Raw genomic sequence first — 15,658 nt, 5'->3', positions numbered from 1 at the left:
CCGCGGACCTGCCCACAGGTCCGCGGACGGACCCATACCTCTGCCGCCGCACAAAGCCACACAAATAGGCGGCAACCTGACGAAAGTACCAAGATGCACAACCTTCACCCGGGCAGCTCCGCCCACGACCAACTCGACGTTCTTGTGATCGGCGAAGCCTTGGTGGACATTGTGAACACCCGGGAAGGAAGCATCAGCTACCCTGGCGGTTCCCCTGCGAACGTGGCCTACGGCTTGGGCCGTCTGGGAGTACCCACCGGGCTGCTCACGGCAATCGGCGACGACGAACACGGCACCTCCATCGCCGCTCACCTTCACAGCGCAGGCGTCCGGCTGCTTCCAGGATCAAAGTCCCTCGAGCGCACCGCCACCGCCACCGCCACACTCGCCACGGACGGTTCGGCCAGCTACGAGTTCGACATCCGCTGGGACCTCGCACCCGTAGCACCGGCCTTGATCCCGAAAGTCCTCCACACCGGATCCATCGCCACGTTCCTGGCACCGGGAGCTGCCACCGTGCGTAGCCTCCTCGAACAAGGCCACAACTCCTGCCTGGTTACCTACGACCCCAACATTCGCCCGGCCCTGCTTGGCAGCCACGCCGAAGCATTGCAGATCTTCGAAGATCTGATTCCCCTCACTGACGTCATCAAGCTCAGTGACGAAGACGCTCATTGGCTTTATCCCACGTTGTCGCCGGACGACGTCGCATCCAGGCTCCTCAAACAGGGAGCACGGCTGGCAGTTATCACCCGGGGCGGCGAAGGTGCGCTCCTTGCAATCCCCGGTACACGCCTTAGCGTCCCCTCAGCGAAGACCAACGTTGCAGACACCATCGGTGCCGGCGACTCATACATGGCCGCCCTCATCTTCGAACTACTGGCCAGGGGTGAGAACGCATTTGCGGCATCGGCCCTTGAGATGATTGGACAGACCGCAGCCCTTGCTGCCGCAATCACCGTCAGTCGGCCCGGTGCCAACCCTCCCACCTCGGCAGAGCTTCAAACGCGGCTGGACGAACACCAACAGGCGCCTCTCGCCGCTGTGTAGTTCGGCCGGCAAAGGGAACGAACAGCACGACGGAGGCCTGTTTTTCGCGAAACCAGCTACCTGTGCTTGAACTCCGGCTGGCGCTTCTCGCTGAACGCTGCCATGCCTTCCTTCTGGTCCTCCGTGGCGAACAGGGAGTGGAACACACGGCGCTCAAACAGCACACCCTGTGACAGGCCCATCTCGAAGGCTGCGTTCACGGCTTCCTTGGCCACCATCGCGGCGGGCTTGGACTTGGAGGCAATGACCTCGGCGGCCTTGATGGCCTCATCAACCACCTCAGCGGCAGGAACCACACGGGACACCAGGCCGGAGCGTTCGGCTTCTTCGGCGTCCATGAACCGGCCGGTCAGGATCATGTCCATTGCCTTGGCTTTGCCCACGGCGCGGGTGAGCCGTTGCGAACCGCCCATTCCGGGAATCACTCCGAGGTTGATCTCGGGCTGGCCGAACTTTGCGTTGTCGCCGGCAATGATGATGTCGGCCATCATGGCCAGTTCGCAGCCGCCGCCCAATGCAAAACCGGACACTGCCGCGATTACGGGTATGCGCAGCCGGGTGAGGTCCTCCCAGTGCCGGAACCAGTCCGCTGCGTACATGTCCATGTAGGTGTTGGAGGACATTTCCTTGATGTCGGCGCCGGCAGCAAATGCTTTGGCCGATCCCGTGATCACCACAGCCCCAACATCCGGATCAGTGTCCATCAAAGAAACAGCGTCCACGAGTTCGTTCATGAGTGCAGTATTGAGCGCGTTCAGCGCCTCAGGCCGGTTCAACGTCACCAAGCCCACGCGTCCCCGACGTTCCACCACAATGTTCTGGTACTGCTCCGTCATGCTTTCCCTCTCGTAAAAACGCTCAAGTACACGGACAATCTCTCACACCGACTTATCGCGGATCTCCGTGATGATCCCCGAGAAGTCCCGCCCGGCGCCTTCTCCTGCGGCGAAAGCGTCGTAAATCCGCGAAGCCAGGGGACCCATTTCCGCAGCAACTCCTGTGCTTTCCAGCGCGTTCAGGGCCAGACGCAGGTCCTTGGCCATCAACGCACCGGCAAAGCCCGGCTGATAGTCGCGGTTAGCCGGGCTGGTGGGAACCGGACCCGGAACTGGGCAGTTGGTGGTCAGCGCCCAGCATTGGCCGGACGCGTTGGATGCGACGTCGAACAGTGCCTGGTGCGTGAGCCCCAGCTTCTCACCTAGAACAAACGCTTCGGCAACGGCGATCATGGACACACCCAGGATCATGTTGTTGCAAACCTTCGCGGCCTGACCGGCCCCATGATCACCGCAGTGAACGATCCTCTTGCCCATGAGCTCCAGAACGGGCTTCACGGTCTCGAAATCCTGCGGCAAGGCACCCACCATGAAGGTCAAGGTTCCGGCCTCAGCCCCCACAACACCACCGGACACGGGAGCGTCCACAGATCGGTGACCGGCATCCACAGCAAGAGCGGCCGCCTCGCGGGCTTCATCTACGTTGATGGTGGAACAGTCCAGGAACAGCGTGTTCGGTTTGGCGATGGACAGCAGCCCCGGCCCGTCCACGCCGCGGTAAGCGTCCAGCACGTGCTTGCCGCTGGGCAGCATGGTCAACACCACTGCGGCCTCCGCCGCAGCCTCATGCGCCGTGGAAGCCATGGGAATTCCGTGTGCCAAAGCAGCCTCTACGGCCGCTGGAACGGGGTCGTAGCCAATCACATCGTGCCCGGCCTTGATCAGGTTAGCCGCCATGGGGCCACCCATATGCCCCAGCCCAAGGAAGGCGATGAGTCCCGTTGCCGCTGCGTTTTCTGTCATGATCGTCTCCTTCAATTCGCTTCGACTGGACTGGCTGAAAGCCCCAGCTCCCGTTCGCCGAGCGGCGCAAAGTAGCCCTCGACGTCGGACTCCCGGACTTCGGCCAGGGTGGCCGGCTTCCATTGCGGGTTGCGGTCCTTGTCCACCACTTGCGCGCGGATGCCCTCCCTGAAATCCGGCCCGGCCAGGCATCGCAAGCCCACGCGGTATTCCTGGTCCAGGGCTTCCTCCAGAGAGAGCCCGCGGACGCGTCTCAGGGATTCCAAGGTGACTTTGACCGATGTGGGCGACTTCGCCTCGATGGTCTCGGCTGCCTCAACGGCTTCACCGGAGCCCGTGCGCAGACTTCGGACGATCTCCTCCGCATCGTCATGCGCATAGGCTGCGTCAATCCAGTCCCGCTGTGCCGCAAGTGCCGAGTCCGGCGCCGCTTGGGCAAAGTGCTCGACGGCGGCCTCCGCCGTCGAGCTTTCCAGCGCTTCCGCCAACGCGGGGAGGCTTTCGGACGGGACGAAGTGGTCCGCGAGCCCCAGGAACAGGGCGTCCGCGCCAGACAGGTGCGCCCCGGTGAGGGCTGCGTGCGTGCCCGCCTCCCCCGGTGCGCGTGAGAGAAGAAGGGTGCCGCCGACGTCGGGAACGAATCCGATGGTGGTTTCCGGCATGCCGGTGCGCGTCCGCTCAGTAACTATGCGGACGGAACCGTGAGCCGAAACGCCCACCCCGCCGCCCAGCACCAGTCCGTCCATGAACGCGACGTAAGGCTTGGGATAGTGCGAGATCAGCGCGTTAAGCCGGTATTCGTCAGCCCAGAATTCGGCTGTCTCGGAGCCACCGTGGAGCATGTCTTTATAGATAGCCACGATGTCGCCACCGGCACACAGCCCCCGGTCGCCCGCGCCGCGCACCAAAACGGTGGCAACGGCGTCGTCGTCAGCCCAAACGGTCAACTGACGGAGCATGGCTTTCACCATTCCCGCGTTCAACGCATTGACTGCCTTGGGGCGGTTGAGGGTCACGATGCCGAGGTGGCCGCGACGCTCAAACAGGACTTCTTCCTCTACCTCTTCAGCCCCCATCAGCTGCCAGCCGGCATCACGAAGCTTGCACCTTGGCGAATGCCGGAAGGCCACCGCGACGTCACGGTTTTGGTCTTGGTGTAGAAGCGGAAAGCATCGGCGCCGTGTTGGTTGAGGTCGCCAAAGCCGGACGCCTTCCAGCCGCCGAACGTGTAGTACGCGATCGGCACGGGAATGGGCACGTTGATGCCCACCATGCCCACTTCAACGCGGCTGGCGAAGTCGCGGGCGGAGTCGCCGTCGCGGGTGAAAATTGCGACGCCGTTGCCGAACTCGTGCTCACTGCAGAGCCTGAGCGCTTCGTCGTAGTCAGCCGCACGCAGCACACTGAGGACCGGCCCGAAGATCTCTTCCTTGTAGATCTTCATGTCCTTGGTGACATTGTCGAAGAGGGTGGGGCCCACCCAGAAGCCGCCGTCGTATCCATCCACGGAGAGGCCACGACCATCAGTGACCAGCGTTGCGCCCTCGTCCACGCCGGACTGGATGTAACCCTCGATCCTCTCCTTGGCAGAAGCAGCCACCACGGGGCCGAAGTCCGAATCCTTGTCCAGGCTGTGGCCCACTTTGAGGTCCTTGACGCGTTCGGTCAGCTTGGCCACCAGCGCATCAGCGGTTTCCTGCCCCACTGGAACGGCAACGGAGATCGCCATGCAGCGTTCGCCGGCGGAACCGTACCCGGCACCAATCAGGGCGTCGGCTGCCATGTCCAGATCGGCGTCGGGCATGATCACCATATGGTTCTTCGCACCGCCGAAGCACTGCGCACGCTTGCCGTGTGCTGCAGCAGTTGCGTAGATGTACTGGGCGATGGGCGTGGAGCCCACAAATCCAATGGCTTTGACCCGCGGATCTTCCAGCAGCGCATCCACGGCTTCCTTGTCGCCGTTGATCACGTTGAAGACGCCGTTGGGCACGCCGGCCTCGCTGTACAGTTCCGCAAGGCGCAGGGGAACTGACGGGTCCCGCTCGGAGGGCTTGAGGATGAACGCGTTGCCGGCTGCGAGCGCCGGGCCGGACTTCCACAGCGGGATCATGGCCGGGAAGTTGAAGGGAGTGATGCCTGCTACCACGCCCAGCGGCTGGCGGAGCGAATGGACATCGATCCCCTGCCCGGCGTTGTCCGAGAATTCGCCCTTGAGCAGGTGCGGCGCCCCGGCGGAGAACTCCACTACCTCGATGCCGCGCTGGATATCGCCCTTGGCGTCCGCGAAGGTCTTGCCGTGCTCGGAGGACAAGAGCTTGGCGAGTTCGTCCATGTTCTGGTTAACCAGGTTCACGAACTTCAGGAGGATGCGTCCCCGGCGTTGCGGGTTCATGGCCGCCCATTCGAGCTGGCCCTTTTCTGCATTTGCGACGGCGTTGCGAACCTCGTCCGCGCTGGCCAGCGGAAGCCGTGCCTGAACTTCGCCCGTGCAGGGATCGTAGACATCACTGAACCGGCCGGACGTGCCGTCGATCCTCTGGCCGTCTACGTAGTGGGAAAGCTCGCGCACCATGGTGAAATGCTCCTTTGCATCGGTGAATGACTGCCGTGCCGCCGGGTGCTGTGACCGTTGCCGAACACGTGACCAACTGTGATCCAGGTCATCTCTGAATCCGAATATACTCGGACTTCCTACTAATTTCCAGAGGGGTACTAGTGGACCTCCCTCATCTCCTTGTACGCCTCCAGCGCTTCGGCCCGCGTGGTTTTGAGGTCCACGATTTCCTCTGCGTACTCCGGTGTCCCGAACTCCGGAATCCAGCGGGCGATGTACTTCCCTTGAGGATCGAATTTGACGCGCTGAGCCTCCGGATTGAAGATCCTGAAGAACGGTGAAGCATCCGCGCCGGAGCCGGCTACCCACTGCCAGTTGGCGGGATTCGATGCAGGATCCGCATCCACCAGGGTGTCCCAGAACCACTGCTCCCCCAGCTGCCAATGGATGCCGAGGTTCTTCACCAGGAAGCTGGCGGCAACCATGCGGACGCGGTTGTGCATCCAGCCCGTATGCCACAGCTGCCGCTGCCCCGCGTCCACCATGGGGAAACCGGTGCGGCCCTGCTGCCAGGCCCGGAACTCCTCGGGTGCCGACTCGTGGCCGGGATGCTTGTTACTGCCATTTTTGGCGCTACCCGGCCACGCCCACGGGAAGCGATCAAACTCAGTGCGAAGGTTGGCCGTTGCCAACTCCGGGTTGTGGAAGTACTGGTGCCAGCAGAACTCACGCCAGCCCAACTCGGAAGCATAAATAGAGGCGCTTTCGGAGCGTCTGGACCCCAGGGCATGCCACACCTCGAACGGGCTGAGCTCACCCCAGCGAAGGTAGGGCGAGAGACAACTGCTGCCATCGGTATCGGGGCGGTTGCGGCCCTCGCTGTAGTTGGACAGGCCGTCATCCACGAACTTGGCGAGCCGCTTGTGCCCGGCAGCAGCTCCCGGCGTCCACATCTCGGCCAGCCCACCTGACCAGTCCGGCGTTGTGGGCAGCAGATGCCACGAATCCAGCTGCTCGTAGGCGGGCAGCTTTCCCGTGAATCCGTGGCCCGCTTGGGGGACAGCCAAGGGCTCGCGGAAATCCTGCGCAGAAACGGTCCGCCAGAAAGGGGTAAAGACCTTGTACTGTCCGCCCGTTTTGGTGGTGACTTCCCACGGCTCATGAAGAAGGGAGGCCTGGAAACTCGAGACGTGCAGTCCCGCCTCGCCCGCCCAAGCCTTAATGCCGGCGTCCACCGTCCGCTCAGCGGAACCGTACCGCCGGTTCCAGTACAGCCCGCCGGCACCAATCGCCGTCGTGGTCTTCTGCACGATGTCCGCCGCCGGGCCACGGCGGAGGAGTAATGGAACACCGAGCTTGTCCAGCTCCTCACGGAGGCTGGTCAGCGAGTGGTGGAGCCACCACCGCGAGGCCCCGCCGTGAGGGCGGATGCCCGGCGATTCTTCGTCAAGGACGTAGAGGGCAACGGCCGCACCGTCGTCGACGGCGGCACGCAAGGCCGGGTTGTCGGCGACCCGCAGATCGTCGCGAAACCAAACAATGGACGGCTTCATGAGTACCTTTCAGCGAAAACCCTGGGAAACAGGAACAGCCCATGCCCCCTAAGAAATCCTAGGGGCATGGGCTGAAAGCTCGCTGGTATGAAATCAGGCGATGGATGCCAAGGCTTGCTGGCGGATCTCGGAAACCGGAATGTCGGTGGCAGTTTCGGTCCACATCGGGACACTATTTACCACGTAGTCCCTGGCGGCCGGCCCAACCATGGTCATGCCCGGGTAAATCCGCCGGCCATTTTCCTTGACGGGCTTATGGCCCTCGAGTTCCAGAGCGGTCTTGAAGGCGGAGTCGGGAATGGGGATTTTGCGTCCGAGGACGCACCAGCTGATGTACAAGCCATAGAACGTGTCAAAGTCCAAGCCGTTGTCAGTGTCGTCCTCAAACACCACACAGTCGCGAATAAAGCTACCAATTTGGGTGTCGGTCATTACGGGGCCTCCGGCGTCGGAAGAAATAACGGGCCGCCGGTCTGCATCAGCGAATGTCCTGTTCCCTCACTATAGACCCGTTCCGGGGGTCTGAACGAGGAAATGAGATTAACTCTGGGTTGCGCACGGCCAAATGCCCGTGCTAATGCGGGAAAACAGGGATGATTAGGACTAAGCGTCAATCACCATATCGGTCCGCGCGGTGGAGCAGCAGGGCAGGAACTTGCCTGCGTCAATCTCTCGTGCCCGGATTCCGCCTTGGTGGTTCATCTCCACTTCACCTGAAAGTTTCACCACCTTGCAGGAGCCACACATGCCCTCTTTGCAGTTGGCACCGATCCTGACGCCGGCACGCTGGGCAGGGCCCAGGATGTGCTCAGTGGGATCCACGCGCACGTTGATCCCCGTGCGCATGAAGGACAAGGTGAGGCTTCCCGTGCCTACTGTCTCGAAACTCGAAGCATCGGGAGTTGAGACCTCCGCCCCCGCATCCGAACCGGCATCGGAGGTTTCAGGCGCATCCGGGTCAACCGTTTCCAGCGGCATCCCCGTGGCCTGCAGGGTCCCCTCGGCGTCGTAGCCGGGCTCGTAGAGCCCGAACGCTGCGGGCTGGCCCTCATAGTAGTCCTCCGCGGAATCCGCGATTTCCTCTGCGATCTCCTCAGCAATGTCCACCGCAAGGGCCAGCTCTGCCTGATACTCAAGGATGGTCTGGCGGTCCCCGGTGAAGAACTCCATATGGATGGAGGTGTCATCCACTCCCACGTTCCCCAACAGTTCGGTGGCCGTGTTCAGGTAGCCCTCGGGGCCACATGCGTAGACCTGCCGCCCGTTGGCGTCCGGCGCAACCTCGTTCAGCATGGCCGCCGTCAGCCGTCCGCTCAGCCCTTCCCAGTCCGCGGGTTTGGCGCGGTCGCCCAAGGAGTAGAAGACCTTGATGCGCGAGTCCACCGAGGCGATGTAGGCGAGCTCCTTATTAAAGGCAAAACCCTCGTCCGCCGCCCCGTGGTACAGCACAACCACATCGGCCTGTCCGGGCAGAGAGTGGATGGTCCGCACCATGGACATGATCGGCGTGATGCCGGCGCCGGCGGCCAGCAGGAGGTAGCGTGCCCGCCGGTCAGCGTCGGGCAGGTGGAAGGCACCCACGGGTCCCAACATCTCAAGGACAGTGCCGGGCTTGATGTTCTGGTGCACCCACGGCGAAACCAGTCCCGTGGGATCGCGTTTGACCGTGATGTCGAAAGTCCACGGCTTGGTGGGGGCGCTGGACAACGAGTAGCTTCGGTCCGCCGGATCCTGGTCCTCGCCGTTCACGGGGAAGGCAACGTTCACGTACTGGCCGGCCCGGAACGCCAGGGGCGCACCGTCGCAGCGGCGGAACACGAAAGTCATCATTCCGCCCACTTCGGGAACGATTTCCACGCATTCGGCCATGAACTCCTGCGGATGCCAGGGACCCAGGGCGCGGGCTGCGCTGGCGGGTCCCTCGGTGCTGCCCATCACCCTGTTCCACGGCATTTCAAGACCGCGAATGCGATGTGGCTCCTGGACGATGGTCTCAGTGAGGAGTTCGGTCATGCCAGGTGCTCCTGGACACGCTGCACGTACCAGTTGATGAATGCCTCCACCTGGTATTCGCTCTTCATGTACGGGCCGGGCTCGTAGGCAGGGCTGCCGGCTCCGGTCTGGCACAGTTCCACGAACGCTTTGTCCTGCAGGTTGGTCTGTTTCCAGGTGTAGGTGAGTTTCTCCAGGTCGTAGTCCACGCCTTCCACTGCGTCGTCAGCTACCAGCCAGGTGGTGCGAACCAAGGACTGGTGTTCGTTGATGGGGAAGACACCGAACGTGATGACGTGATCGCTCTGGAAGTGGAACCAGCTGTTGGGCTGCAGGTGCATCGAGCAGCGGCCAAGGCGGAAGTCCGGCAGATCACCAAGCAGTTTCTTGGAAAGCCTGCGCCCGTCGGCCGAGAACGATTCGCCCTCACCGTCGAGGGATTCACGTGAAATACGGATTCCTGCAATGCGGGTGTCCAGCTCCTCCACCACCTCGTAGGGAAGGCCATAGCGGCGGCAACGCTCCTCAAGCGAGGATTGTGCTTCCTTGTTGCGGTCCCACACTTCCTCGAGGTGGGCCGGGATCAGGCCCTCCGTCAGTCCCCACGTGGGAAACAGCGAACAGGCGAGCTCCGGGTGGCCGTCGCAGTGGTAGCACTCACGGTTGTTCTCCATGACGAGCTTCCAGTTGCCCTCCTCGATGATGTTCTGCTGGTAGGCAATCTTCGTCTTGGACAGATCGTGGGGCGCAAGGTACGGCTCAAAGATCTTTGAGGTTTCGTCAAAATCGGTGGGCGGCTCATCGGCAATGCAGACGAAGATGAGCCCGGCAACCTCGCGGCCGTGTGCCCGCTTCAGGGCGAAGCAATTCTTGTCGAACTTGGCCTCGCCGGGAGCGGAGGCATGGATCAGGTTGCCCTCGGGGGAATAGGTCCAGGAGTGGTAGCCGCACACCAGGTTTCCAGTGGCCCCTGCAGCCTCGGTGAGGACCCGTGCGCCGCGGTGGCGGCAGACGTTGTGCAGGACGTTCACGCCGCCGTCGTCATTGCGCAGAACGATCAGGGAGTAAGGACCGTAGTCAACCGTGATGTAGTCGCCCGGCTCCGGTAGCTCGGCGACGCTGCCGGCAAAGATCCAGTGCTGGCCAAAAATGGCTTCCATGTCCATCTTGAAGATCGTGGCATCGGTGTAGAAGGGCGCGTCGAGGGAATAACCCTTGCGCCGGAACTCGAACAACGCGCTGATCTCTGCCAGCTGCTCTGCAGGCAAAGAAGAGGCGAGTTTTCCGCGTGAGTTGAGGGGCAAGACTGGAGCAGACATATGTTTTCCTCCCGGGAGGCGTGGGTCAGAGTGTGTTTCGTGGGGAGCACTGCTGCTTGGGGGGCGAGCGGCGATGTCGAAAACCTTGTAATCATGAGATTAGGGATCATTGAACCACAACAAAAGCGCAAGATTCAGAAGATAACCGTGCACAATAGGTGCATGATCGATGCGAGGCTCATCACACTCCGGGTGTTTGCCCGCTGCGGCACCATTGGCGCCACCGCGGAGCTCACCGGATACTCTCCTTCCGCCGTCTCCGCTCAGCTGCGGGAGCTCCAGCGCATGCTGGGAATGCAGCTACTGACCAAGGACGGCCGGGGCGTGCGGCTGACCGCCACGGGCCGCTTTCTGGTGGCCGGTTCGGACACCCTCATTGCCGAATGGGAGAGCCTGCGCGCAGCGGCGATGGAGGCCGGCGATCAGGTGCAGTCACGTTTTGGGCTCGGCGGCTTCTCGACGGCGGCCGCCCAGTTGCTGGCGCCGCTGGCCGCCACCCTTCGCTCCACGCGTCCCCTGCTGGAGGTGCAGGTGCTGGAAGCAAATCCGGCCCGCTGCTTCGATTTGCTGGTGGCCGAGCGAATAGACCTTGCAGTGATTGTTGCCATGCAGTCAGACACCTACGTGGAGGACGATCCCCGGTTCGAACAGACCGTCTTGCTGGACGATCCCCTGGACGTCATCATTCCCGGTACCCACCGGCTGGCATCACGGGAAACTGTGACCCTTGAAGAACTGGCTGCAGAACCATGGATCACAGAAGCCGCCGGATCCACGTACCACGCCCTCTTTACAGCGGCCTTTACGGCTGTTGGTGTAACACCGCGAGTAGCTCATGAGGCCGTTGAATGGGAAACCCAAATCGCCTTCGTGGGCGCAGGGCTGGGCGTTGGCCTGCTGCCGCGACTCGCACCCCTGCATAATGCAGAGAACGTGGTCCGGCTACGCATTACCGGTAAAGGCAAGCCCGCACGCCGAATTGTGGCAGCGGTGCGCAGGGGCAGCATCGCGTCGCCTTTGATCCAGGAATCGCTGGGCATCCTGCAGGAGAGCGCACAGAGGATCCTCACGGCCCGGCCGGAAGACGATCGCTGACAATCCGGCGCGAGGCTGCAGACGGTAACTACGCCGCGAAAAGGGCCTGACGTACAGCATGCTCAAAGCCACTGACGTGCACACGGGCCAGCTCTGCAGCCTTGTCCTCTTCGCCGTCAAGGACAGCCTTCAGCAGATCCAGGTGCTCACGCACGTGGTGCTCAAGATCCGGCAAACGATCCAGGACCATGCACCAGATCCGGGTTGCCAGATTGTCGTAGCGAATCAGGATGTCTTCGAGGTGCGGGTTCGCGGCCGCCGCGTAGATTCCCCGGTGAACGCTGGCGTCGAGCCGCAAAGTTTCGACCACCGACGCAGCATCGACGTCAAAGTCCTCCACTGCGCGCATCACTTCACGAAGATGTTCTTTGGTGGCAGCGGATGCAACGCGAGCCGCCCTCGCAGCAGCGAGGGGTTCCAATTGTGCCCGGATCTCGGAAATAAAGGCCAGGTCAGTCACATCCACGCGCGTGGCAAACGTCCCCCGCCTTGGATAGGTAATCACCAGCCGGTCCAGCTCCAGGCGTTTCAATGCTTCCCGCACCGGAGTCCGACCTACCTCCAGGTCTTTGGCCAGCTGATCGTCGTTGAGGAGCTCGCCGGGCTTGATGTCCAACATCAGGAGCCGGTCCCGGAGGCGTTCATAGGCGATGTCGGCCAGGGATTTCTTCGTGTCGTCACCGGCGATTGCCAGAGTTCCAAAAGTCACGGCGCCTTCTCCTTCCAACCAAAAGAAATCTATTGACCTGCCTGAATGACCAGTATACGCTGAATCCAATCCTAATATATCAGTTCGGGACTCAGGAATATATCTAAAGGAGGCGACATGACCCTCATGGCGACAGACTCACCCGTAAGCACACTGCCCAAGCCGGAAGCGCTCAAAGACGAGCAGGCACAGAAGTTCGTACTCACATTGTCGTGCGTCGAACGGGCCGGGATCGTTCAGGCAGTCACCACCTTCCTGTTCGAACGCGGTTTCAACATTGAAGAACACCAGCAGTTCGACGACGGCCTCCGCCAGACGCTGCACCTGCGGACCGCTTTCTCCGGACCACTGTCCTACTCGCCGGAGCGGCTCGAAGAAGAATTCAGCGCAATTGCCGACCGCTTCGAGATGAAGTTCAGCTTCCACGACCAAACCAAGAAGCGGGTCCTGGTGATGGTGTCCAAGTTCGGGCACTGCCTGAACGATCTCATCTTCCGTTGGCGGGGCGGCAGCCTCGGCGGTGACCTGGTGGTGGTTGCCTCAAACCATGAGACCCACCGCGCCATGGCAGAAGCCGCCGGCCTGCCCTTCGTCTACATTCCCGTCACGCCTGACACCAAGGCTGAAGCCGAGCAGCAGCTCCTGGACCTGGTGGAGGAGTACAACGTGGACCTCGTAGTACTGGCTCGCTACATGCAGGTGCTTTCGGACGACTTGTGCCGCGCCCTCGAGGGACGCGCCATCAACATCCACCACTCCTTCCTGCCGGGATTCAAGGGCGCCCGTCCCTACCACCAGGCCTACGACCGTGGCGTGAAGCTGGTGGGTGCAACCGCCCACTACGTCACCGCGGACCTGGACGAGGGACCCATCATCGAGCAGGAAGTCATCCGCGTCGATCACAGCTACGGCCCCACCACCCTCTCCACCGTGGGCCAGGACGCCGAAGCCCTGGCGTTGTCCCGCGCCGTGAAGTGGCATTGCGAACACCGCGTGCTGCTGGACCAGACCAGCACAGTGGTTTTCCGCTAAACCCCGCCCCAGAACACCAGCAGACTCACCCCTTTTTAACTTCAGCAGGAGAACCCCATGGCATCCACGCCTCGCATTGTCATCATTGGAGCTGGGATTGTTGGCACCAACCTCGCCGACGAACTGGTCACCCGCGGTTGGAACAACATCACTGTCCTGGACCAAGGACCCCTGAACATGCCCGGTGGCTCCACGTCCCACGCACCGGGCCTGGTTTTCCAGACCAACCCGTCCAAGTCCATGGCACTGTTCGCCAAGTACACGGTGGAAAAGCTCCTGTCCCTCACGGAGGATGGCCAGAGCTGCTTCAACCAGGTGGGTGGACTGGAAGTAGCCACCACGGAGACCCGCCTGGCTGACCTGAAGCGCAAGCTCGGCTACGCACAGTCATGGGGCATCGACGGCAAGATCCTCTCCCGCGAGGAGTGCAAGGCGCTCTACCCGCTGATCAATGAGGAAGACATCCTCGGTGGCCTGCACGTCCCCACCGATGGCCTGGCGCTTGCAGCCCGTGCCGTGCAGCTGCTGATCAAGCGCACCGAAGCTGCCGGGGTGAAGTACATCGGCAACACCGAGGTCACCGGAATTGAGCAGACCAACCGCCGCGTGACCGGCGTCGAAACCGCCGACGGCGTGATCCCCGCGGACATCGTGGTTTCCTGCGCCGGTTTCTGGGGCGCCAAGGTGGGCGAGTTGATCGGAATGTCCGTTCCGCTCCTCCCGCTGGCTCACCAGTACGTAAAAACGACGCCGGTTCCCGCCCAGAAGGGCAAGAACGAACTGCCCAACGGCGCCCAGCTGCCCATCCTGCGTCACCAGGACCAGGACCTCTACTACCGCGAGCACGGCGAGCGGTACGGCATTGGCTCTTACGCTCACCGCCCCATGCCCGTGGACCTTGACGAGCTGGGTAGCTACGAGCCCAGCAGCATCAGCGAACACAACATGCCCTCCCGCCTGGACTTCACGCTGGAGGACTTCCTTCCTGCGTGGGAGGCCACCAAGCAGATCCTGCCGGCACTGCGCGAAAGTGAAATCGAGGATGGTTTCAACGGCATCTTCTCCTTCACCCCGGACGGTGGCTCACTGGTGGGCGAATCCAAGGAAGTGGACGGGTTCTTCGTTGCAGAGGCCGTGTGGGTGACCCACTCCGCCGGCATTGCCCGCGCTGTGGCCGAACTGCTGGTGGACGGAAAGTCGCAGATTGATCTGGGAGACTGCGACATCCACCGTTTCGAAGAGGTTCAGCTGACCCCCGAATATGTCAGCGAAACGTCCCAGCAGAACTTCGTGGAAATCTACGATGTGATGCATCCGCTCCAGCCCAAGCTCTCCCCCCGCAATCTTCGCGTCAGCCCATTCCACGCCCGCCACAAGCAGCTGGGCGGCTACTTCCTGGAAGGCGCCGGCTGGGAACGTCCGTACTGGTTCGAAGCCAACGCTGAACTCCTCAAGGAAATGCCGGACGATTGGCAGCCCCCGGCCCGTGACGCCTGGTCCGGAATGTTCAGCTCGCCCATCGCCGCAGCCGAGGCCTGGAAAACCCGCACAGCCGTTGCCATGTATGACATGACGCCACTGAAGCGCCTCGAGATCTCCGGCCCGGGAGCCGTGAAGTTGCTGCAGGAACTGACCACCGGTGACATGTCCAAGAAGCCCGGCGCGGTAACGTACACGCTCCTTCTGGACGAGGCCGGCGGCATTCGAAGTGACATCACGGTGGCCCGCCTCAGCGAAGACACCTTCCAGCTGGGCGCCAACGGCAACATGGACACCGCCTACTTCGAGCGGGCAGCACGGCACCAAACGGAGAACGGCGACGCCGGCGACTGGGTCCAGGTGCGTGACACCACTGGCGGCACCTGCTGCATCGGCCTGTGGGGTCCGTTGGCCCGCGACCTCATCAGCACCGTCAGCAGCGACGACTTCAGCAACGACGGCCTGAAGTACTTCCGTTCCAAGAAGGTCACCATCGGAGGGGTCACCGTCACTGCGATGCGCCTTTCCTACGTGGGTGAACTCGGCTGGGAGCTCTACACCAGCGCAGACAACGGGCAGCGCCTCTGGGACGCCCTGTGGAAGGCCGGCCAGCCGTTCGGCGTCATTGCCGCAGGCCGTGCCGCGTTCAGCTCGCTGCGACTGGAAAAGGGCTACCGTTCCTGGGGCTCGGACATGACCACCGAGCACGATCCTTACGAAGCGGGCCTCGGGTTTGCCGTAAAAATGACCAAGGAAAACTTCGTCGGTAAGGCCGCTTTGGAAGGCCGCACCGAGGAAGGCTCAGCCCGCCGCTTGCGCTGCTTGACCGTCGACGACGGCAGGAGCCTGGTGCTGGGCAAGGAACCGGTGTTCTACAAGGACCAGGCCGTGGGTTATGTAACCAGCGCCGCCTACGGCTACTCGGTCCGCAAGCCGATCGCCTACGCCTACCTGCCCTCTGCAGTGTCCTTGGGGGACTCCGTGGAAATCGAATACTTCGGCCGCCGCATCCAGGCAACCGTCACCGAAGATCCGCTGTACGACCCCACCATGAGCCGGCTCCGGGGCTAATC

The 15,658-nt window shown here is 62.4% G+C and carries 13 protein-coding genes; 4 read left to right on the top strand and 9 right to left on the bottom strand.

Annotation, left to right across the window (positions count from 1 at the left end; translation table 11 throughout):
• Positions 1 to 93: 93 nt before the first annotated feature.
• Entirely contained in the window at positions 94 to 1,050 is a 957-nt protein-coding gene (locus MOD31_RS15995) for a carbohydrate kinase (RefSeq protein ID WP_250821105.1), read from the top strand.
• Between the two features lie 56 nt (positions 1,051 to 1,106).
• Here MOD31_RS15995 and MOD31_RS15990 read toward each other — a convergent pair whose 3' ends face one another.
• From MOD31_RS15990 to MOD31_RS15955, 8 genes are all read right to left on the bottom strand, one after another.
• A complete protein-coding gene (locus MOD31_RS15990; protein WP_142936886.1) occupies positions 1,107 to 1,886 on the bottom strand; it encodes an enoyl-CoA hydratase in 780 nt (259 codons plus the stop codon).
• A gap of 42 nt (positions 1,887 to 1,928) precedes the next feature.
• Positions 1,929 to 2,849, bottom strand: a complete 921-nt coding sequence (mmsB, locus tag MOD31_RS15985; RefSeq protein WP_250821104.1) for a 3-hydroxyisobutyrate dehydrogenase — start codon at positions 2,847 to 2,849, stop codon at positions 1,929 to 1,931.
• A gap of 11 nt (positions 2,850 to 2,860) precedes the next feature.
• Positions 2,861 to 3,925, bottom strand: a complete 1,065-nt coding sequence (locus tag MOD31_RS15980; RefSeq protein ID WP_250821103.1) for an enoyl-CoA hydratase/isomerase family protein — start codon at positions 3,923 to 3,925, stop codon at positions 2,861 to 2,863.
• Positions 3,925 to 5,424, bottom strand: a complete 1,500-nt coding sequence (locus tag MOD31_RS15975) for a CoA-acylating methylmalonate-semialdehyde dehydrogenase (protein ID WP_250821102.1) — start codon at positions 5,422 to 5,424, stop codon at positions 3,925 to 3,927. The genes MOD31_RS15980 and MOD31_RS15975 overlap by 1 nt, the downstream gene beginning before the upstream one ends.
• Positions 5,425 to 5,564: 140 nt before the next feature.
• Entirely contained in the window at positions 5,565 to 6,959 is a 1,395-nt protein-coding gene (locus MOD31_RS15970) for a deoxyribodipyrimidine photo-lyase (RefSeq protein ID WP_250821101.1), read from the bottom strand.
• Between the two features lie 93 nt (positions 6,960 to 7,052).
• A complete protein-coding gene (locus MOD31_RS15965; protein WP_142936891.1) occupies positions 7,053 to 7,391 on the bottom strand; it encodes a hypothetical protein in 339 nt (112 codons plus the stop codon).
• Positions 7,392 to 7,562: 171 nt separating this feature from the next.
• Complete coding sequence (locus tag MOD31_RS15960) at positions 7,563 to 8,972, bottom strand: ferredoxin reductase (RefSeq protein ID WP_142936892.1); 1,410 nt, start codon at positions 8,970 to 8,972, stop codon at positions 7,563 to 7,565.
• Complete coding sequence (locus MOD31_RS15955) at positions 8,969 to 10,270, bottom strand: SRPBCC family protein (protein WP_250821100.1); 1,302 nt, start codon at positions 10,268 to 10,270, stop codon at positions 8,969 to 8,971. Before MOD31_RS15955 ends, MOD31_RS15960 begins: the two co-directional genes overlap by 4 nt.
• A 162-nt stretch (positions 10,271 to 10,432) precedes the next feature.
• On the opposite strand from MOD31_RS15955, the gene MOD31_RS15950 reads away from it, so the two are divergent.
• Entirely contained in the window at positions 10,433 to 11,365 is a 933-nt protein-coding gene (locus tag MOD31_RS15950; protein WP_166841191.1) for a LysR family transcriptional regulator, read from the top strand.
• A 28-nt stretch (positions 11,366 to 11,393) separates the two neighbouring features.
• On the opposite strand, the gene MOD31_RS15945 is transcribed toward MOD31_RS15950, so the two are convergent.
• A complete protein-coding gene (locus tag MOD31_RS15945; protein ID WP_142936895.1) occupies positions 11,394 to 12,074 on the bottom strand; it encodes a GntR family transcriptional regulator in 681 nt (226 codons plus the stop codon).
• A gap of 117 nt (positions 12,075 to 12,191) precedes the next feature.
• Between MOD31_RS15945 and purU the strand changes: the two genes are divergently transcribed.
• Positions 12,192 to 13,106, top strand: a complete 915-nt coding sequence (gene purU, locus MOD31_RS15940; RefSeq protein WP_142936896.1) for a formyltetrahydrofolate deformylase — start codon at positions 12,192 to 12,194, stop codon at positions 13,104 to 13,106.
• Positions 13,107 to 13,163: 57 nt separating this feature from the next.
• The gene (locus MOD31_RS15935) at positions 13,164 to 15,656 is read left to right on the top strand and encodes an FAD-dependent oxidoreductase (protein WP_142936897.1); all 2,493 of its coding nucleotides are present in this window, start codon (positions 13,164 to 13,166) and stop codon (positions 15,654 to 15,656) included.
• Positions 15,657 to 15,658 lie beyond the last annotated feature (2 nt).

It is taken from the genome of Paenarthrobacter sp. TYUT067 (genome assembly GCF_023656375.1).
Lineage (GTDB): Bacteria > Actinomycetota > Actinomycetes > Actinomycetales > Micrococcaceae > Arthrobacter.
The sequence above is the reverse complement of the archived record's forward strand: the minus strand, read 5'-3'. Positions and strand labels throughout refer to the sequence as shown.

What these genes read in the sequence shown, in the direction of transcription:
- MOD31_RS15995 (WP_250821105.1), top strand. Translation starts at nt 94, where the DNA reads ATGCACAACCTTCACCCGGGCAGCTCCGCCCACGACCAACTCGACGTT.
- MOD31_RS15990 (WP_142936886.1), bottom strand. Translation starts at nt 1,886, where the DNA reads ATGACGGAGCAGTACCAGAACATTGTGGTGGAACGTCGGGGACGCGTG.
- mmsB (WP_250821104.1), bottom strand. Translation starts at nt 2,849, where the DNA reads ATGACAGAAAACGCAGCGGCAACGGGACTCATCGCCTTCCTTGGGCTG.
- MOD31_RS15980 (WP_250821103.1), bottom strand. Translation starts at nt 3,925, where the DNA reads ATGGGGGCTGAAGAGGTAGAGGAAGAAGTCCTGTTTGAGCGTCGCGGC.
- MOD31_RS15975 (WP_250821102.1), bottom strand. Translation starts at nt 5,424, where the DNA reads ATGGTGCGCGAGCTTTCCCACTACGTAGACGGCCAGAGGATCGACGGC.
- MOD31_RS15970 (WP_250821101.1), bottom strand. Translation starts at nt 6,959, where the DNA reads ATGAAGCCGTCCATTGTTTGGTTTCGCGACGATCTGCGGGTCGCCGAC.
- MOD31_RS15965 (WP_142936891.1), bottom strand. Translation starts at nt 7,391, where the DNA reads ATGACCGACACCCAAATTGGTAGCTTTATTCGCGACTGTGTGGTGTTT.
- MOD31_RS15960 (WP_142936892.1), bottom strand. Translation starts at nt 8,972, where the DNA reads ATGACCGAACTCCTCACTGAGACCATCGTCCAGGAGCCACATCGCATT.
- MOD31_RS15955 (WP_250821100.1), bottom strand. Translation starts at nt 10,270, where the DNA reads ATGTCTGCTCCAGTCTTGCCCCTCAACTCACGCGGAAAACTCGCCTCT.
- MOD31_RS15950 (WP_166841191.1), top strand. Translation starts at nt 10,433, where the DNA reads ATGATCGATGCGAGGCTCATCACACTCCGGGTGTTTGCCCGCTGCGGC.
- purU (WP_142936896.1), top strand. Translation starts at nt 12,192, where the DNA reads ATGACCCTCATGGCGACAGACTCACCCGTAAGCACACTGCCCAAGCCG.
- MOD31_RS15935 (WP_142936897.1), top strand. Translation starts at nt 13,164, where the DNA reads ATGGCATCCACGCCTCGCATTGTCATCATTGGAGCTGGGATTGTTGGC.